Source organism: Nostoc sp., from assembly GCF_036916975.1.
Classification (GTDB): Bacteria; Cyanobacteriota; Cyanobacteriia; order Cyanobacteriales; family Nostocaceae; genus Nostoc.
The window spans coordinates 12,059-31,550 of the sequence record NZ_JBALFF010000084.1 but is presented as its reverse complement, the minus strand read 5'-3'; the positions used below and the strand labels follow the sequence as shown (position 1 = coordinate 31,550).

The window sequence follows — 19,492 nt, the reverse complement described above, 5'->3', positions numbered from 1 at the left end:
CTCTGCTATTTCAATCTTAAAAGGACGGCTCATGGTTATTTTTATTTATCAAGTTTATTTTTTATATTATATGCAGCTTCATATTAAATTGGTATTATATTTGATTTTTTAAAAAAACTAAGTACACCTTTATTCCTTCTTCCCAGTAAAGAGTCCCTACGAGTAATTCAGGAATCAAATCCGATTGCTATATCTATGGGATTATATCTGAAGAAACAAGACGAAAACTATAATATTTGTCTATCAAAAGCATTAGATATTTTGAATTAATATAGCAATCTGAATTGAAACAATAAAGTGTATAGAAGCTAAAAGTACGTTTTTATAAGCTTTTCAGTAATTTTGCTTTTCAAAAATAACCTTTACTCTATACACAAGCAAAGATAAATGTCATCTATCAAAAGTATGAAATTTAAAAATATGAACTTTCTATATCTAAAGAAATTAAATATTTATTATATTTAATCTAATAGTATACTTCTGGCAGAAGATGTAAAAAAATATTATACATAGTAAATTAAAATCAATATTAATCAAAGTTCCTAAACAATTCGGGCAAGTGTGCTATACACGAGTTTGGAACAGCTTAAAACTTTGTTAAAATCAGCAACACACAAACTATGAATACCACCGAAAAACGTATCGCCTTGATTTCCGTCCACGGAGATCCGGCGATTGAAATAGGGAAAGAAGAAGCTGGAGGACAAAATGTTTATGTGCGTAACGTGGGTGAAGCACTAGGGCAGCTGGGATGGCAAGTTGATATGTTTACTCGCAAAGTGAGTCTGGAGCAAGACTCGATTGTTGAACACAGCGACAATTGTCGAACTATTCGTTTAAAAGCTGGCCCCCTTGAATTTGTGCCGCGAGATGAGATTTTTGAATTTCTGCCAGAATTTATCGATAATTTCCTTAAATTTCAACTAAAAAATGACTTTACATACCAGTTAGTTCACACTAACTATTGGCTCTCTAGTTGGGTGGGGATGCAGTTAAACAAAATCCAAGAGAGTAAACAGGTTCACACATACCACTCATTAGGAGCGGTCAAGTATAACACTATAGATAATATTCCTCTGATTGCTAGTGTGCGATTAGCAGTAGAAAAAGAGGTGTTGGAAAAAGCAGATCGAATTGTAGCGACAAGTCCGCAAGAACAGCAACACATGCGATCGCTAGTTTCCACTAAAGGCAATATCGACATCATTCCCTGCGGTACAGATATTCAACGCTTTGGCTCGATTGCACGAGAAGCAGCTAGAGTTGAATTGGGAATTGACAAAGAAGCTAAAGTTGTATTATATGTAGGACGTTTTGACCAACGCAAAGGGATAGAAACCTTGGTGCGGGCAGTAAACGAGTCTTCGCTACGTGACTCTAAGAATCTCCAGCTAATCATAGGTGGTGGTAGTACTCCAGGTAACAGCGACGGCATTGAGCGCGATCGCATTGAGCAAATCGTCAACGAATTGGGAATCAGCCACTTTACCACTTTTGCTGGTCGTCTCAGTCAAGATATTTTGCCAACTTATTACGCAGCCGCCGATGTTTGCGTTGTTCCTAGTCACTACGAACCCTTTGGACTGGTAGCTATTGAAGCAATGGCAAGCGGTACCCCAGTGGTAGCAAGTGATGTCGGCGGACTTCAGTTTACTGTAGTTAATGAAGAAACCGGTTTATTAGCACCACCCCAAGATGTACATGCCTTTGCATCTGTTATTGACAAAATTCTTTTAAATTCAGAGTGGCGAGATGAATTAGGTAAAGCTGGTAGAAAGCGCGTCGAAACTAAGTTTAGCTGGGATGGCGTAGCACATCAACTGAGTGAACTTTACACCGAACTGTTGGAGCCACAAACAGTAGTCTCAACAGCAAAAGAACTAGTGGAGTCAACAGCCGAATTAGTAGCCTCAACAGCAAAAGAACTACTGGAGTCAACAGTTGAATTAGTAGCCTCAACAGCAAAACAGCCAGTTTTGGTTGCTAAATAATTCTCTCACGTCACAAATAATGGTGAATGGCTAACTCGCAAGCAATAATTTTATTTTTCTAGTCGTCACTCACCATTACTCAATCATTTATAGCGGTTCTCGTTTGGATGAGGTACACCCGTAGGGGGATGTAATGTTGTACCCCATCTGAATCGGAACCGCTATATTCTAAATATTTCTCTAGGCTGAGTGATTTCCATTATTAGTTTAATTAGTGGAATTTACCTAGCTGATAACTTGCACCAGTCCCAACAACCGCCTCAGAATGAATTCACCTCTCTTATAGCTAAAGTCTATCTATTGAAGACTCACTAAGGATTAGAATCCACTGGAGTGGACTTGCGCTATTAGCCAGAGAATTTATTCTCTGGTGGGAAAGTCGGCAGGTGCAAGATATAACTTAGCCTATTTATTTAGCTTGAGCTTACAAAACTCGACACTACTAAAAAATGTATAAAAAGCTAAACTATCATCTAAGTGCTGAGAGTGGATCTGAATAGATAGATTTCTGCGTTTTTTTATTGGCAGCTATCACCAAACCAAGTAACGGCTATGATAGTTGAGGTCTGCTATGCTTTGACTAAACGAAGATAAAAGCATAGCGATCGCTACCATTTGAATCTTAACAACTAATCGCTTTGCAACCAGTTGACTTTACCACTCTCACAGCTGCTTGTAGCGAAATCCGCGCTAACTGGCTACCATCGCGCTTAGAACAGGTTTACCAGCGCGATCGCTACACTATTGCTATGGCATTACGCACCCTGAAACAGCGAGATTGGCTACAAATATCTTGGCATCCCCAAGCTGCACATATTTGTATCGGCGATCCACCACCGCGATCGCCAGATACCTTTACCTTTAGCCAACAACTGATACACCAATTGAATGGTTTAGCACTGGTAGCTATTGAAGCGATCGCCCCTTGGGAGCGTGTTATTGATTTGCAATTTGCCCGTCGTCCCGGAGAAACCGCCCTTAATCATGTCTATGCAGAAATCATGGGCAAGTATAGCAACGTCATTCTCACCGATGCCAACAATATAATTATCACCGCTGCTCATCAAGTCAGTCAGCAACAATCTAGTGTCCGTCCCATCCAAACCGGACAACCTTATGAAACACCGCCAAAACTGACTGGAACAGTCCCCAGTTTGAGCGAATCTCAAGAACGTTGGCAAGAACGGGTAAGTTTAGTCCCAGGAGCAATCAAGCGGCAATTGCTCAAAAGTTATAGTGGCTTAAGTGCAGCCCTACTGGAGTTAATGCTGCTAGAAGCAAATATCGCACCAGAAACATCCACCGATAGCCTCAACCCAAACGACTGGCGACGGCTGTTTGAGCGTTGGCAAGAATGGCTACAAGCCTTAGATTCTAGTAAATTTCACCCCGCTTGGACAAAAGATGGCTACACCGTAATGGGTTGGGGCGCAGTTGAAAAGGTCAAAGATATCCAGGAGTTACTTTACCAGTACTACAGTAACCAAATTGACCAACAGTTATTTTCTCAATTGCGCCATCAATTGAGTCAAAAATTGCATAATATTCTGGCGAAATTACGGAATAAGGCTCAAACCTTTAAAACGCGCTTGCAGCAATCAGATCAAGCCGATGAGTATCGGCAAAAAGCTGATTTATTGATGGCTCATCTGCAAAACTGGGAACCGGGGATAAAAGAAATTATCCTTGCTGATTTTAATACAAATTTGCCAGTAGCGATCGCTCTCCAACCAGATAAAAATGCCGTCCAAAATGCCCAAAGTCTTTACAAACAGAACCAAAAGCTGAAACGCGCTCGGGCTGCCGTCGAACCGCTACTATTAGAAGTGCAGACAGAAATTGAGTATTTAGAACAAGTAGAAGCTGCCATCAGCCAAATAGACACCTACCAAACAGCAGAAGATTTGCGAGCTTTAGAAGAAATCCGCGAAGAGTTGATTGGACAAAAGTATTTAGAAGATCCAGAATATCGCAGCCGCAGCGCCAATGAACCCCCCAGCACCAACTTTCATCGTTACCTTACCCCCAACGGCTTTGAAGTATTAATCGGTCGCAACAATCGCCAAAATGACCAATTGACCTTTCGTGTCGCTGGGGATTATGACATCTGGTTCCACGCTCAAGAAATTCCAGGTAGCCATGTGCTACTACGTCTAGAACCCGGCGCTGTTGCAGAAGAAGCTGATTTGCAATTTGTAGCTAATCTTACCGCATACTACAGCCGCGCCCGTCAGAGTGAGCAAGTGCCAGTAGTTTATACTCAGCTAAAACACGTCTACAAACCCAAAGGAGCAAAACCAGGAATTGCAATTTACAAGCAGGAAAGCATCCTCTGGGGAAAACCACAACTGGTCATTAGTCATTAGTCATTAGTCATTTGTCATTTGTCATTTGTCAAAAATTAAGAATTCTTCCCCTGCTCCCCCTGCTCCCCCTGCTCCCCCTGCTCCCCCTGCTCCCCCTGCTCCCCCTGCTCCCCCTGCTCCCCCTGCTCCCCCTGCTCCCCTCCTCCCCTCCTTTTCTACCTTGCGATTTGCTGAATTATCCTCATGGATAGAAGCTTTTAAGCTTTGTTCATATCCTTTTTTGATGAATTTCACGAAAAATCTGTGTTGACTGTTACAATATTGTTAAGAAAAGTTGCCCGTTGCATTTTGGGAACGCGCAATTGGGTTTTAACTCTCTTGAGAAGACAACGCAAAAAAAATTTTATAGACCAGCTGTGGGAGGCTGGTCTTTTTGTTTTTTAATATGTCAGGAACCGGACTTGAACCGATGAAATGAGGATTTTCAGCCCTCTGTTTTGAGTGTTGAAATACTTGATAATTAAGGATATTCATTCATAGTCATTCATATTCATAGTCAAATCATAGTCAAATCATAGTCAATATTATGGTGGTTCTGGAGGCATAGGTAATTCTGGAGGTTCGGGTAAAGTAGCACCGTCATAGAAAACTGCTGCTTTACCTTCACTCCTAGCTGCATTAACGGCTTGTCTAGCTTCCTCCCATAATGGAAACGTAAGAAACAACCATTCCCCAGTTTTATCGTTAGCAATAACTATAGTAGTTTCCCGTTCTTTCCAAACATTATCTGACATAGTTTACTATGATAGCAACTAGCAGGTTAAGTATAGAACAATCATAATCAACTTACCACCTTAAGCTATATACACCTTGTTTTTTATTTATCTGTTGAGTAGATGAACATGGTAATTTTCCTTTTGTATTACTGTGGACAGATAAGTAAGAAAAAATACCTTACTTATAAATCTACATTACAGCACTTCCCGCTATTATGAAGCACAATTTTACCCAAACTCTGTGGAAGATTCTATAACAGGATATAGACCAGGTAAATTGATAAATTTTAATGTGACTAACATAATGTAACTCTAAAAATTAATTAACATTGACAAACACCATAAGTAACTAAACTTATGGTTTGAGTTAAGTTACCAATTTTTAAACATCTTTTTGCGTACATGATACGCGCTATGTCTACCATCGTACTTAGCCCGTTTTGCTGCTAGTAATTTCTCTTTTCTATCTGTTTGAAATTGATTATCCACTTCCCTATTTTGTGTTTTAAGAAAAGTGGCATCTGTTTTAACTGCGTTATTGATGAGTCGTTGTAATTGATCATGTATTTGTTTGTTACCTACTAGCTTAAAACTAGGATTGTAATTAATTTGAGAAATACCATGTTCATCGATGCCAGTTATAAAACCGATATCAATAATCATCTTACTAGCATCTGGTAAAAACTGATTAAGTTGTACCTCACCCGTATCAAGTATTATTAATTGTACTTGATATTTAAACTCAGCTAGTTTAAATAAAGGTGACATTAAGTTAGTATTGATGCCTTTTTGTACGCTTGATGCTAATTTGACATCCGTACTCATTTTATTAATTTTGATAATATTCTGTTGTGTTTTGTTATTAACCCCATTAATTTTAGTATTTTTAAATGCTAATATCCAAGAATTACACATAATAATTCTTACTGTGTATTGACAAACTTTTTCTATGTCTTGTGTTTTAATATTTTGTCGAATTAATTTGTGTTTTTCATATTGATAAATTTGATACATACTGTAAAACAATAGATATCGCAAATTATAATTAAATTTTGCGTTATCGCACAAATAGCTCATTACTTCTAAAGATATTTTTTGTTGCAATAAAATTTGTTTATTTTTGATTTTAGTTGTATGAATAATATACTTGGCTTCCATTAATTGCCGATTTTCTAGAAAACAATCAATACATTTTATAATAATGTCATTGATTATTTGATTGCTTTCATCTTTTCTTGAATTAATCCAGTTATTAAATTTTACATCTTCAATAATTTTTGAATTTTCAAAATAAATCAAACTTATGAAGTGCTGTTGAAATATCTCTAATCTTTGTCCCCTATTTTCAATCAAGCTACTTGTTTCTGTACCATTACCATCGGCTGATACTCTCAGTTCACATTCTTCCACTTCTCTAGAGGTAGTGGCATGAAAATGAGCAAAATAGGGTTCTCTAATATTACCCTTTCTTAAATAAACTTCTTGTTTACAAATAGGACAAATTAAACCTTGTTCTGAGTAAGAAACAAAATCACAATCCTTTGCATAAACTCTTTTGCCACCTTTATATATTGAAATTGCATAATCCATATTCAATTAATCCTAGTTATACTCTCATTATTATGAGAATAACTGTTAATACTTAGGATATGCCTGAGTAAAGTTGCTTATTATACTTGGAGTACCAACATATTTCTTTTTTGTGCTTGTAAGGGACTTCCAAATAAAAAAATATCCCAAAACTGATGCAAAAATCTTCTCTATTTCTCCTCTCTGCGTCGCGCCAGTTGCTTCTCTCAAGGGGAGACGCTGCGCGAACAAGTCGGTGAACCCGCAAGGGCGCACTGGCTTCTCTGCGTCTCTGTGGTTCGTTAATTAGGATAATTTATTTCTTGGAAGTCCCTAACTGACGTAACTAAGATGTAACTCAGCAAATTTATACTAATGCCCGAAACCATTGCAGCTGATTAAACTAGTACAAAGAAGGTAACTGCAATTATCTATTAAACTTAGTTATTCTAGAGTCAGTAAGTTATTTATAGTAACTTAGTTAATGTTTAGAGCGCCGTTAGATAAAATAACTATTAGCTATTACATAAGGTAACAAAAAAGGATAGTATTGTGTGTTTACTATCCCTTGCTACTGTATGTATTATGAGTGCTGGTAGTGCGAGTATTATGAATACAGTTATAGCTCTGGTACTTGTACTTGTCTTATTGTCCCTGCATAGTGTTTCATGATTATCTCTGGTGAATTACCTACCCATTTAGCAACTTGTACCACACTTACACCAGCTTCTAAGCAATTTGTGATAAAGGTATGTCGTGTATGGTACTGGGGACGGTAAGGAATATTTAACTCAGATAGTACAGTTTTCCAAGCTCGATTAAGGAAATTGTGAGCATCAATTAAACCACCTTTGGGTGCTTTAAAGACTGGTGTATCTGCATTAGGATTACTTGGTTTAATGGAAAGTAACAACTCTTTAAGTGATTGATTAATAGGAAATTTGCGACTTTTATGAGTTTTGGTATCTTTACGATTCCCTTCTACTACAGCTTCACAGAAGGTAATTAGAGTTAGATTACTATTGATGTGACCCCAAGTTAAACCTATAGCTTCAGAAGTTCTACAACCTGTCATGAACAAAAATCTAACGTAGTTTGTGTAATGACTGTAGTATGTATTTCTCTCAAAAGCCGTGATAATTTGTTTTTGCTCACTTTTGTTAAATAGGTTGATAGTTTCATCGTTTATAGCTACTTTTACCTTCTGTGACATCCCCACAAAAGGGTTACTACTAATCAACTCAGAATCTATTGCCCAATCACAACAAGCTTTTAATTGAGTCAGGACACGCTTTGTTGCATTAGGTGTTAATGTCTTGAGTAAAAAGTCTCTGATTATTACAGCTTCTGAAAGCTTCTGTGTTGGTAAACTAGCAATGTGGTTTTTAGTTTTTTTATAATCCTTGTTAATAGTGGTTACACTCAAAGTTTTAGACTTATAATCTGTGTACTTATCCCATAACTCGATCAATGTTGTTTGTTGCTGACCTTCTGTTATGGGTACAACCAGAGTTAAATGAGTTTGGGGTTTATATTTAGCTAATGTGGGGTCAAAGCGTTCAAATGCAATATCTGATTCAATTTGCTTTGCCTTAGCTTCTGCTAACTTACGATTCTCTGGATTATCTGCCATTCCCAGAGTTAGATATTTTTGCTTCCCATTGTAAAGGTGACGTGGTAAACGTAATCTGAGTCTTTCTTGAAATGATTCGACACCGACTGAACCTTTAGATGCTTTATGTTCTACCTTCATTACCATATTCTTACCTTGAATATGAAAACCTCTGCTCTACTATCATCATAGTCAATTCATAGTCAAAGTCAAGTTACAAAATGTAAAAACCACCACTAGTTTTTCTACCGTTACTAGGGTGGTTTTGTTGAATCCTTGATATATCAAGACTTATTACCTATTTATGAGTATGCCAGGAACCGGACTTGAACCGGTGACACGAGGATTTTCAGTCCTCTGCTCTACCAACTGAGCTATCCCGGCTGGGGCTTTTGTGAGCCACGATTAATAAATGTAGCAAAGATAAAAGAAAATAGCAAGCCCTTGGATAAAAAAGATTTATGCGGCTTTCAAATTCAACTTAAACCAGATGAAAACGGCTACAAATAGCAGAAATTGAACAAGAACAATACTTGGGCCAGAAGCAAAGTTGAAAATACCTGAGACAATGATGCCAGCAATACTGCTAATGGAACCAACTATCACCGACATGATTAGAAAGCGGCTAAAGTGGTGACTCATCAGTTTGGCGGTAGAAGCGGGAATCACCAAAAAGGCGTTCACCAGTAAAACGCCGACAGCTTTAATCGCTACAGCAACGGCGAGTGAAAGCAAGACCACAAACACGTAGCGGTACAACTGGACGGGAATACCTTGAACTTGTGCTACATCGGGGTTAAGGGTTAATAAAATTTGCTGGCGCAGGGTTGATAGTAAAAATATGCTACCTCCCACAAGTACTAACAGCGTCAAAATCAAATCTGTGGTATCGATCGCTAGAATATCGCCGAACAGCACAGCCATCAAGTTGCCACGATATCCTTTAATTAGGCTAGTGAGAATCACACCGATCGCTAATGCCCCAGATAGCACTATGCTAAGAACGCTATCGCTACCTAAGTCGGTTTTATCGATAAAGTAGAGAACAATAACCCCAAAAACCAACGTAAAAGGTAAAAGCATCCAAGTCGGATTTATTTGTAGCAGCACACCTAACGCCACACCTACTAATGCTGCATGACCAACCGCGTGGCTAAAAAAAGACAACTGGCGCAAGGTAACAAAACTACCCAACATCCCGCCAAGTATTCCCATTAACACAGCACCAACGATCGCACGCTGCATAAAAGGGAATGTTAACAAGCTTACCAAGTCATTGCTACTGGCGATCGCAAGCCTTGCTATCTGACAATCATTGTAGAAATCTATAACTACTGGCATCTTTCATTCTTTAATTACGAATTACGAATTATTTTAATGTTGGTGCTGGTAACGGCTAAAACCTGGGCCGTAGGTTGCTAACAGGTTTTGTGGTGAAAGGGCAATTTCTGGCTTACCAGTACAAACAATACTTTGGTTCAGGCAAAGCACGCGATCGCAATGGCGATTTACCATATCAATATCATGAGAAACTTGCAATACCGTCCAACCCTCCTGCCGCTTTAATTCATTTAACAAAGCGTAAAAATCTGCTGAACCTTGCACATCAACACCAGCAAAAGCTTCATCGAGTACCAACAGTTTGCGAGGCATTACCAAACAATAAGCCAATAAAACCCGCTTGAGTTGACCACCACTAAGAGTACCAATAGCTTGATGCTGTAAATGATAAGCATCGGTTCGCCGTAAAGCTTCTCCTACTGCTGCCGATTTTTCTCGGTCTTCTCTCCACAACCGAGAAAAAAATAAATCCCCTTTTTTCGCTTCCTTGTCCCATCCAAGTCCTACTAACTCGCTAACAGAAATGGGAAAGCTGCGGTCAAAAATGAAGTTTTGCGGCATATAGCCCAACAAGTTACGTAAACGCCCCAGCCTTGCAATTGGACGACCGAATATTTGAATCGTCCCAGAACTGCGAGGTATCAAATCTAAAACCGCTTTTACCAAAGTACTTTTACCAGCACCATTAGGGCCGACTATAGCCGTATCTGTTCCTGGCAATAATTCAAAAGAAACATCTTTAACAGCTAGATAGCTGCCTTGATAGACAGTTAATTCTTCTACTTTTAAAATAGCAATGTCATTGGTCATTGGTCATTGGTCATTGGTCATTGGTCATTGGTCATTGGTCATTGGTCATTGGTCATTGGTCATTGGTCATTGGTCATATTGCAAAGGACAAAGGACAACTGACTAATGACAAACCTATTTACATGAAGTTTCCAGAATTTGCAAGTTAGCTTTCATCGCCTCGAAATAATGCTGTGGATCTGTTTTGCCAGTTTCTAGAGAATCCAGAGGACGCAAAGTTAATTTTAAATCTTTGGAAAGGCTGGATAGAAGTTTGTTATCTACTCCTGGTTCGCTAAATAAAGCTTTAACTTTGTATTTTTTCACCGCATTGACTGCATTTTGCACATCCGTTGGCGAAAGTTGATCTTCGGGAATTTGTACCACAGCAACTTGCTTGAGGTTATAGCGTTTAGCTAAATATGGAAACGCATCATGAAAGGTAATAAAGGTACAACTAGGAGTTTTCTGCAAAGTCTGTTGAAATTCGGTATTTAAACTTTCTAATTGTTTAATATAAGTCGCAGCATTCGCTTCATAAGTTGCTTTGTTCGCTGGGTCAGCAGCAACTAATCCATCCCGAATATTAGTTACCTCCTGTTTTGCCAAAACTGGATCTAACCAAACGTGCGGATTACCTTGGGTATGTTCCTCGTCTTTTTCTTCTTGGGAGCTTTTCACAACAGGTGAAATTTCATTTAAGGGTTTAATACCAATACTTGCATCAATTTCGGCTAATTTGCTATTTTGGGCATTTTTAACAGTACTGTCCAGAAATCCCTCCAAACCTAAACCATTTTTTACTAACACATTCGCAGTTGCGATCGCCTTGACATTTTCGGGTGTCGCTTGGTATTCATGCACCTCCGTACCAGGTGGCACTAGTATTTCTACATCTGCCACATTTCCCGCTACTGCCTTAGTAAACAAATATATCGGCAAAAATGTTGTCACTACTTTCGTTTTTCCCGATTGTAACGACGGGGTAGAAGCCGCTTCCTGTGCTTGCGGCGACTGTTCAGAAGTTGTTCCCTGATTCTGATTCGATTCACTACAGCCAGCAGTCATTGACAACATCAGCAAAGCAATTATCGGCAAGATGCCGCTTCTTTGCTTGCTTGTTCTAATTCCTCTCCAATTCACAATCACAGTATTTTCTCCCCAAAACGGTTGCTGAGTCTGCCTTTGTCAAAATTCATATTGACAACTTTACACTATAATAATTCTCATTCTCATTTTTAGCACATAATATCATTCTGGGTTTTTTGTGTAATGAATAACAACAAAATTTTTTAGAGGGTATAGCCGTCTGCAATTTAGTTTTCGTTGAATAATTAGGATTTCTTGACTTTTTTTCTTAAAAAGGTTGCTTACTTCTGATAAGATTGCTGAGAAATATTCTCATAAGCCACACGTTTAAAAAACGTGGTTCGCGTGTGAGTTGGATACCAGTGTGAGGAGAAAAATGCAAAAATTCTGGAAATATCTGCTAGTTAGTCCAGCAATCTGTGGTGTCATGCTATTTTTTAATCCTGCTACATTTGCAGGTGAAACATCGGGTAAGTCTGAAATCAATCAACCGCAAGTTTTAGCTAATCCAGACGCAGAAGCTACGAACATCGCGCCAGATCAGCCAATGGCGCAAGTTACCTCCGTCTCTCAATTTTCCGATGTACAACCCACCGACTGGGCATTTCAAGCATTGCAGTCTTTGGTTGAACGCTATGGGTGTATTGCAGGATACCCAAATAGCACTTATCGCGGTAATCGGGCATTAACGCGATATGAGTTTGCAGCTGGTTTGAATGCTTGTCTCGATCGCGTTAACGAACTGATTGCTACAGCCACAGGCGATTTAGTTAACAAACAAGATTTAGCCACATTACGAAAGTTGCAAGAAGATTTTGCAGCCGAATTGGCCATACTCCGAGGTCGTGTAGATGCAGTAGAAGCTAAAACTGCTGAATTGGAGGCAAATCAGTTTTCAACCACAACCAAGCTGAATGGGGAAGTCGTAATAGCGATCGCCAGTGTCATAGGTGGAAATACAGTTAATGGTCAAAAAGTCAACCAAAATACTGTCCTTGGAGATCGGGTGCGTCTGAACCTTGACACCAGTTTTACAGGTCAAGATTTACTCAGAACACGACTTCAAGCAACAAACCTAGACCCATTTTCTCAGACTGCTACCTTTACACCAGAAGGTGACTTCCGATTTGCTGGTGGTAACAACAATAATGGAGTTGTGATAGACGCGCTGTTGTATCAGTTTCCTCTTGGTAAGAAAACAGGCGTCACCCTGGAAGCAAATGCAGGTGCAATTGATGATTTCACTAATACAGTCAACCCATACCTAGATGGCGATGGTGGTAGCGGCGCCCTTTCCCATTTTGGGACTCGCAACCCAATTTATTATCTAGTCAATGGTGCTGGTATAGGAATAAAACACGAGTTCAGTGATAACCTCGAACTAAGCTTCGGGTATTTAGCAAATGATTCTGCTAACCCTCAGCTAGGCTCTGGACTGTTGAAGGGTGCTTATGGTGCTATGGGGCAGTTAACTGTTAAGCCTAGCAACCAGATTACCCTTGGTTTGACCTACATTAACGCCTACAAAAATACTTTTTTTGCCAATGGTAGTGGTGGTAGCAATAACGCTAATGATATATTGCAGAATGCTTCTAGCAACTCCTACGGTATAGAAGCATCATTCCAACCAAGCTCAAAATTCGTGATTGGCGGTTGGGCTGGCTTGACCAAAGCCCGCATCCTTTCAGTTAATCCTGGTGATGCTGACATCTGGAACTATGCCGTCACACTGGCTTTCCCCGATCTTGGTAAAAAAGGTAATATTGCAGGCATCATTGTGGGCATGGAACCGAAAGTTACCAGTGTCAGCAGTTCTCTCAGCAATGCAGGTATCAACAAAGATCCAGACACTTCATATCACATTGAAGGTTTCTATCAATATAATCTGAGTGACAATATCAGCATTACCCCAGGAGTTATCTGGCTAACAGCGCCAGATCATAACAATCAAAACGATGATATCGTGATTGGTACTGTGCGAACCACATTCACTTTTTAATTTTAAAATATTAAAAGAAGACGCAAATTTATCATTTGCGTCTTTTGTTTTGTGTATGATTTCAAAAATTATGTCCGCCTCCGCAAACTAAAACAAAATCAAAGTTTTCAACCCACGGAGGTGGGTTTTGTGTGTGTAGCCGCGATTTCTAATCGCCTGGGCGAGTAATAAATTAGACTTGTTCATTCAACCTTTAAGAGAACCTACGCAATTTATGGTTTTTGATGCTAACTGAACTGTATTGGGTTCTAAATGGGAAAAGTCTCTTAAGCAATTATGTTTGCACAGCAAATTCTTCTGGTTCTATTCCCCAATTTACCCAGCGAATTGCTTCACGCGCTGAGTTTATATTCGGCGGAACTCGCAAGGCATGAATAAAGCTTGTGCTAGGGCAAGTCATTTTTAATAAATAAATTGGCTCGATATCCACGTTGTTATCAATTTTTAATAGCGTATATTCAGCCCAAGTATCTAATTCAATAGCTTGTAGTTCTTCGTAAATTCTGGCGTAACCGATACCCTGAATTAGTACTCGCCGTAGTTCGGCATTTTCTTCTGATAAAAGCCAAGTAGCTTGCCATTGCTGCCGGTGGATTTTACCGTATTTTTCAGGTAATGTTACACCGTGGTATGAGTACAAGCTATATCCATCAATAAATTCAATGGCTGGTTCGCCTTCAGCGTGGAGGCGATTTTGATTGTCGAAGCGCAGGTGAAGGGGGCGATCGCAAATAATACAAATGTTTTCAAATGGAGAAATCCAACCACAAAACCTTGATAGAGATTGTAAGGTTTTCCATCTTATTTTGTTGTGAGAACAATTTAATACAGATATATAAAAATCTAACCAACAACAACGACTAGCCAAATATTGTGATTTCAGCCAAAGACGATCTAAATTAATTTTAGGTTGAATTTTGAATTTTAATTTTTTTTCAAATACATATTCAGATATAATAAAATCTAGCCTAAAAATAGTTAATTGCCTAATAACCTGCGTATCTAGTTGATATAATGTTTTTGAACTTTTATTAACTAAATCTGTAGAAATATAGTTAATAAAATTGTCATTTAAATTTATGTTATTTAAATTTAATTTATTATTTCGCTTTTTAAGAATAATTTTCAAACCTGCATAAGGACTGTCACAAAAAATAATTTCCGGCTGTTGTTTACCGATCGCTGTATATACAGCTTTAACGACTTCCTCTGCCTTTTCTTTATCAATACGCTCAGTTGAAAGCGCGATCGCTCGCCACTTTTCTCGATAAACTGGAATTAAAGCCTCTTGCTCAGGCGTTAACTTTTCAATCAGCGACATAACGCCAACCTTCAGGCTCGTATTCCCGTTGAATTTTCACCATCCAATCACCTTGGGGAATAGAAATAGCTTTATGCTCCTCATGGGCAAGCAATGCCGACTCTGAAAACACACGTAAATAGAGTGTGCTATCTTTATCGTATAATTCTGCGTTACCCTCAGTAATGCGATGCTTATGCCCTGTAACTTCGCCTTCTGCCAAAGTTAAGTGAGGTATTTTTTGTCCTTCAATTTCCTGCACAGGCAGTAAGATTACATCACCTTGACGAATCGGTTTCATGGTTTTGCTTTCCTAAACATGGGTCAAACCCCACTTCGCTTTTGCTCTCAAGTTTGGTTTAATTTTGGCACAAGCTCTTAATTATTGGGGAGTTGGGAGTTGGGAGTTAGGAGTTAGGAGTTGGGAGTTGGGAGTTAGGAGTTTGGAGTTTGGAGTTTGGAGTTTGGAGTTTGGAGTTTGGAGTTTGGAGTTTGGAGTTTGGAGTTTGGAGTTTGGAGTTTGGAGTTTGGAGTTATTCTCCCTCATCCCCCTCATCTCCCTCATCTCCCTCATCCCCCTCATCTCCCTCATCTCCCTCATCCCCCTCATCTCCCTCATCGCCAACATATTTTCAAAACTGTAGTCGCCAATTATGCGTTAGATAAGTTAAAGATTGAAATAGCTGGAAATTCAGACCCAGCGGACCATCATTTATCCTCTGGGATAGACTGGGCAATAAGTTCAGCCAATTTTCTCCCAAGCAGACAGTTTATGTGAGGATTAAATCACTGCCCTAAGCGTGACCTTTTACCTTGACAATTTGCAAAAATTACCTCAATTTGACTGTTTAGCTTAGTAGCTCTTCTTTTTATTAAAATTTCCATGTCAACTCTCGTCATCGTCGAATCTCCAACCAAAGCTCGTACCATTCGCAACTACCTGCCAGCAGGCTATCGGGTGGAGGCGTCTATGGGTCATGTACGTGACCTACCTCAGTCGGCTAGTGAAATTCCCGCTGCCGTCAAAGGGGAATCATGGGCGCAGCTAGGGGTAAATGTGGACGCCGACTTTGAACCGGTATATGTTGTCCCGAAAGACAAAAAGAAAATTGTCACCCAGCTTAAAGAAGCCCTCAAAGATGTAGATGAACTGATTCTGGCAACGGACGAAGACCGGGAAGGGGAAAGCATTAGTTGGCATTTATACCAATTGCTGAAGCCAAAAGTTCCGACTAAACGGATGGTGTTTCACGAAATAACCCAAGAGGCGATCAAAAAAGCTCTGAAAAACTGCCGCAATATTGATGAGCAGTTGGTTCGCGCCCAAGAAACGCGGCGGATTTTAGATCGACTGGTGGGTTATACTCTGTCTCCGCTGCTATGGAAAAAAATCGCCTGGGGATTATCTGCTGGGCGAGTGCAATCTGTAGCTGTGCGACTTTTAGTCACTAGGGAACGCCAACGCCGCGCTTTCCATGAGGGTACATACTGGGATTTGAAAGCCACTTTGTCAAAGGAAAAAACCCCCTTTGCTGCCCAGTTGGTAACATTGGCAGGAACCAAAATAGCTAACGGCAGTGATTTTGACGCAACGACCGGAGAAATTACCGCCGGTCGCAATGTCTTGTTGCTAAACGCTGACCAAGCGGTAGCCCTCAAGGAACGCCTAACAGGCAAAACCTGGAGTGTTACTGATATGGAAGAACGCCCAGTGACGCGCAAACCGTCGCCACCGTTTACCACCTCGACGTTGCAACAAGAATCTAACCGGAAATTGCGCCTCTCAGCCCGTGACACGATGCGGGTTGCCCAGAATTTGTACGAGCAGGGGTATATTACCTATATGCGGACAGATTCGGTGCATTTGTCAGATCAAGCGATCGCAGCTGCTCGAAGTTGTGTAGAAAAGCTTTACGGTCAACAATACCTTAGTCCCCAACCCCGGCAATACACCACCAAATCTAAAGGCGCACAAGAGGCGCACGAAGCCATTCGTCCAGCCGGTAGTAGCTTCCGCACCCCCCAAGAAACTGCTTTGGGCGGTCGAGAACTTGCCCTTTACGATTTGATTTGGAAGCGGACTGTCGCTTGTCAAATGGCTGATTCCCGCCAAACTCAAATTACCGTGCAATTGCAAGTCGAGGATGCTGGATTCCGTTCTTCTGGCAAACGGATTGAGTTTCCAGGATACTTACGTGCCTACGTCGAAGGTTCAGACGACCCAGAAGCAGCACTGGAAGACCAGGAAGTAATTTTGCCGAATCTAAAAGTGGGAGATCATCCCAATTGTACAGACTTAGAAGCAGTTGGACACGAAACCCAACCGCCAGCTAGATACACTGAAGCAACTTTAGTGAAAACTTTAGAAAGCGAAGGTATTGGTCGTCCCAGTACCTACGCCAGCATTATTGGTACGATCATCGATAAGGGTTATGCCCATTTGGTGAGTAATGCTCTGATTCCCACCTTCACCGCTTTCGCCGTCACCGACTTACTGGAAAAACATTTCCCGGACGTTGTTGATCCCAGTTTCACCTCGAAGATGGAGCAAACCCTGGATGATATTGCCACAGGTGAAGCGAAATGGCTACCCTACTTGCAGCAATTCTATCTGGGAGAGAAAGGGCTGGAAACCCTGGTAAAAGAACGGGAAAGTCAAATTGATGCCACCAAAGCTAGGACTGTAGAACTAGAAAATCTAGATGCCAAAGTCCGCATTGGGAAATATGGCCCCTACATTGAAGTCCAAAATGGTGACGGGGTTATCACCGCTTCAATTCCTAAAGACTTGACACCAGCCGACCTCGACCCCAAACAGGTAGAAGTATTGCTGCGACAAAAAATCACAGGGCCTGACCAGGTAGGTCGGCATCCCGAAACTGGCGAACCGATTTATGTGAAAATTGGTACTTATGGGCCTTATGTTCAATTGGGTGACAAAACCGACGAAAACCCCAAACCGAAACAGGCTTCCTTACTCAAAGGTGTTACCCCAGAAACCGTTACCCTGGAAATGGCTGTTGGTCTGTTGGCACTACCCCGGACATTGGGAGTTCATCCAGTTACTGGCGGCAAAATCCAAGCAAGTTTGGGGCGCTTTGGCCCTTATGTGGTTCATGATCAGGGTAAGGAGGGCAAAGACTACCGTTCCCTAAAAGCTGCTGATAATGTATTGACAATTAGCTTAGAACGTGCATTGGAATTATTGTCTGAGCCAAAAAAAGGACGCAGTTCCACAAACAGCAAGTCTAAGGCAGCTTTACGCGAATTGGGTACACATCCAGATGATGGAGAAACAATTAACATCTACGATGGGCCTTATGGGACTTACATCAAGCATGGCAAAACTAATGTGAGTATTCCAGAAGGTCAAACGGTAGAAAATATCACCTTGGCTGAGGCGCTGAACTTGTTGTCAGCTAAAGCATCAACAGCGAAATCGACTCGCAAAACGACTAAATCAACGACTTCTAAATCTAAGTCAACTGCTAAGTCAACAACCTCTACCAAAAAAAAGGGTACAGAAGGCTAATTGTAAGTCAGATAATTTTGGATTTTGGATTTTGGATTAAAAGAATTTTGGGGTTCATCCCCCGCGCCTTGTAAGCGAAATAAATCTCAAATCGTAAATCTAAAATTCGTAGTCAAGAGTCCAAAGCCCGATCCTTAACTCTTGACCCTTGATATCCATCCTTGATAGGATGCAGTTCAGTAGGTGCAAGTGTGATACTCTAAAAAGTAAGGGAAAACACAACGCCAAATTTTAGAAGTGGCTTATGTCCCAAACACGGGATTGTGTATCAGCCCGGTTGGAAGCCAGAGGTGCGAAAATATGCGAATTTCTGCGTACCTGTTAATCAAAAATTGAGGTAGTATCTCAGGAGCCGTCAGTTCATGGACTATATAGAAAAGGTGCTGGAAAAGGTTAAGGAATTAGCACGGAGGCTAATTGAGAGCCTGTTTGGGCCAGAGGCAGAACCGGAACCGGAACTGATTCCGATTCCTGTAAACGATCGCTCGCGTCGTCGCCACTAATCTCAAAGTGCTAAACTCGACGTTGCAACCCTTAAGCATTCTGGCACTGCATGGGCCAAACTTAAATTTGCTAGGACAGCGAGAACCAGGAATTTATGGTGCGTTGACTCTAGCTAAAATTAACCGCCTGTTAGAAGAAGAAGCATTCAAGTTACAGGCGAAAGTTTTTTCTATGCAGTCAAATCATGAAGGAATTTTAGTAGATACTATTCACGGTGCATTAGGACAACATCACGGGATTTTGATTAATGCAGGGGCCTATACCCACACAAGTGTGGCATTGCGAGATGCGCTCGCGGCTGTTAACTTGCCCACAGTCGAAGTACATTTGAGTAATATTTACCGTCGAGAAGATTTTCGCCATCATTCGTACATCGCCCCAGTAGCGATCGGGCAAATAAGCGGTTTTGGCGGACAAAGTTACTTGTTGGGCTTACAAGCTTTGGTGAATCATTTGAGAGTTGGGAGTTAGGAGTTGGGAGTTGGGAGTTGGGAGTTAGGAGTTAGGAGTTAGGAGTTAGGAGTTAGGAGTTAGGAGTTAGGAGTTAGGAATTGGTAGTAAAGTTAGGAATTAGCAATATTTAACTAGTTCCGTGGGTTTAAGTCCCTTTGTTCTAAAAATAAGCAAGTAATGCGATTGGGGTTAAATCCCACGTTGTAATGCGAGTCGGAAACCGTCCCCACA

General features: G+C 40.6%; 14 protein-coding genes, 1 tRNA gene and 1 pseudogene. 6 read left to right on the top strand and 10 right to left on the bottom strand.

Annotation, left to right across the window (positions count from 1 at the left end):
• Positions 1-620: 620 nt before the first annotated feature.
• Positions 621-1,853: pseudogene (locus V7K73_RS22035) on the top strand (glycosyltransferase family 4 protein); the annotation flags it as partial.
• Positions 1,854-2,629: 776 nt separating this feature from the next.
• Positions 2,630-4,357: an Rqc2 family fibronectin-binding protein gene (locus V7K73_RS22030; RefSeq protein ID WP_334883047.1), complete on the top strand. Its 1,728-nt coding sequence runs from the start codon at positions 2,630-2,632 to the stop codon at positions 4,355-4,357.
• A 21-nt stretch (positions 4,358-4,378) separates the two neighbouring features.
• On the opposite strand, the gene V7K73_RS22025 is transcribed toward V7K73_RS22030, so the two are convergent.
• From V7K73_RS22025 to V7K73_RS21990, 8 genes are all read right to left on the bottom strand, one after another.
• Complete coding sequence (locus V7K73_RS22025) at positions 4,379-4,591, bottom strand: hypothetical protein (RefSeq protein ID WP_334883046.1); 213 nt, start codon at positions 4,589-4,591, stop codon at positions 4,379-4,381.
• A 290-nt stretch (positions 4,592-4,881) separates the two neighbouring features.
• Positions 4,882-5,091 (bottom strand): hypothetical protein, encoded by a 210-nt coding sequence (locus V7K73_RS22020; protein WP_334883044.1) that lies wholly within the window; start codon positions 5,089-5,091, stop codon positions 4,882-4,884.
• Positions 5,092-5,445: 354 nt separating this feature from the next.
• On the bottom strand, positions 5,446-6,663 hold the full coding sequence (locus V7K73_RS22015; RefSeq protein WP_334883042.1) for a competence protein CoiA family protein: 1,218 nt from the start codon (positions 6,661-6,663) through the stop codon (positions 5,446-5,448).
• 598 nt (positions 6,664-7,261) lie between these two features.
• Entirely contained in the window at positions 7,262-8,401 is a 1,140-nt protein-coding gene (locus V7K73_RS22010) for a tyrosine-type recombinase/integrase (protein WP_334883040.1), read from the bottom strand.
• A 164-nt stretch (positions 8,402-8,565) separates the two neighbouring features.
• Positions 8,566-8,638: transfer RNA gene (locus V7K73_RS22005), tRNA-Phe, on the bottom strand.
• 75 nt (positions 8,639-8,713) lie between these two features.
• A complete protein-coding gene (locus tag V7K73_RS22000; RefSeq protein ID WP_334883038.1) occupies positions 8,714-9,595 on the bottom strand; it encodes a metal ABC transporter permease in 882 nt (293 codons plus the stop codon).
• 33 nt (positions 9,596-9,628) lie between these two features.
• Complete coding sequence (locus tag V7K73_RS21995; RefSeq protein ID WP_334883036.1) at positions 9,629-10,405, bottom strand: metal ABC transporter ATP-binding protein; 777 nt, start codon at positions 10,403-10,405, stop codon at positions 9,629-9,631.
• A 114-nt stretch (positions 10,406-10,519) separates the two neighbouring features.
• A complete protein-coding gene (locus V7K73_RS21990; RefSeq protein WP_442936785.1) occupies positions 10,520-11,461 on the bottom strand; it encodes a metal ABC transporter substrate-binding protein in 942 nt (313 codons plus the stop codon).
• 388 nt (positions 11,462-11,849) lie between these two features.
• On the opposite strand from V7K73_RS21990, the gene V7K73_RS21985 reads away from it, so the two are divergent.
• On the top strand, positions 11,850-13,472 hold the full coding sequence (locus V7K73_RS21985) for an iron uptake porin (RefSeq protein WP_334883035.1): 1,623 nt from the start codon (positions 11,850-11,852) through the stop codon (positions 13,470-13,472).
• A 274-nt stretch (positions 13,473-13,746) separates the two neighbouring features.
• Here V7K73_RS21985 and V7K73_RS21980 read toward each other — a convergent pair whose 3' ends face one another.
• Both V7K73_RS21980 and V7K73_RS21975 read right to left on the bottom strand, forming a co-directional pair.
• A complete protein-coding gene (locus tag V7K73_RS21980) occupies positions 13,747-14,793 on the bottom strand; it encodes a DUF6745 domain-containing protein (protein ID WP_334883033.1) in 1,047 nt (348 codons plus the stop codon).
• Positions 14,780-15,073, bottom strand: a complete 294-nt coding sequence (locus V7K73_RS21975) for a hypothetical protein (RefSeq protein WP_334883031.1) — start codon at positions 15,071-15,073, stop codon at positions 14,780-14,782. The genes V7K73_RS21980 and V7K73_RS21975 overlap by 14 nt, the downstream gene beginning before the upstream one ends.
• Before the next feature lie 582 nt (positions 15,074-15,655).
• Between V7K73_RS21975 and topA the strand changes: the two genes are divergently transcribed.
• The 3 genes from topA to aroQ all read left to right on the top strand — a co-directional run bounded on the left by topA (position 15,656) and on the right by aroQ (position 19,279).
• Positions 15,656-18,304 carry a type I DNA topoisomerase gene (topA, locus tag V7K73_RS21970; RefSeq protein WP_334883029.1) on the top strand — a complete coding sequence of 883 codons (2,649 nt, stop codon included), beginning with the start codon at positions 15,656-15,658 and terminating at the stop codon, positions 18,302-18,304.
• Positions 18,305-18,666: 362 nt separating this feature from the next.
• On the top strand, positions 18,667-18,807 hold the full coding sequence (locus V7K73_RS21965) for a hypothetical protein (RefSeq protein WP_229465963.1): 141 nt from the start codon (positions 18,667-18,669) through the stop codon (positions 18,805-18,807).
• 7 nt (positions 18,808-18,814) lie between these two features.
• Complete coding sequence (aroQ, locus tag V7K73_RS21960; RefSeq protein WP_334883025.1) at positions 18,815-19,279, top strand: type II 3-dehydroquinate dehydratase; 465 nt, start codon at positions 18,815-18,817, stop codon at positions 19,277-19,279.
• Positions 19,280-19,492: the final 213 nt, after the last annotated feature.

Coding starts and splice junctions, on each gene's coding strand:
- V7K73_RS22020 (WP_334883044.1), bottom strand. CDS start 5,091: ATGTCAGATAATGTTTGGAAAGAACGGGAAACTACTATAGTTATTGCT.
- V7K73_RS22015 (WP_334883042.1), bottom strand. CDS start 6,663: ATGGATTATGCAATTTCAATATATAAAGGTGGCAAAAGAGTTTATGCA.
- V7K73_RS22010 (WP_334883040.1), bottom strand. CDS start 8,401: ATGGTAATGAAGGTAGAACATAAAGCATCTAAAGGTTCAGTCGGTGTC.
- V7K73_RS22000 (WP_334883038.1), bottom strand. CDS start 9,595: ATGCCAGTAGTTATAGATTTCTACAATGATTGTCAGATAGCAAGGCTT.
- V7K73_RS21995 (WP_334883036.1), bottom strand. CDS start 10,405: ATGACCAATGACATTGCTATTTTAAAAGTAGAAGAATTAACTGTCTAT.
- V7K73_RS21990 (WP_442936785.1), bottom strand. CDS start 11,461: ATGTTGTCAATGACTGCTGGCTGTAGTGAATCGAATCAGAATCAGGGA.
- V7K73_RS21985 (WP_334883035.1), top strand. CDS start 11,850: ATGCAAAAATTCTGGAAATATCTGCTAGTTAGTCCAGCAATCTGTGGT.
- V7K73_RS21980 (WP_334883033.1), bottom strand. CDS start 14,793: ATGTCGCTGATTGAAAAGTTAACGCCTGAGCAAGAGGCTTTAATTCCA.
- V7K73_RS21975 (WP_334883031.1), bottom strand. CDS start 15,073: ATGAAACCGATTCGTCAAGGTGATGTAATCTTACTGCCTGTGCAGGAA.
- topA (WP_334883029.1), top strand. CDS start 15,656: ATGTCAACTCTCGTCATCGTCGAATCTCCAACCAAAGCTCGTACCATT.
- V7K73_RS21965 (WP_229465963.1), top strand. CDS start 18,667: ATGGACTATATAGAAAAGGTGCTGGAAAAGGTTAAGGAATTAGCACGG.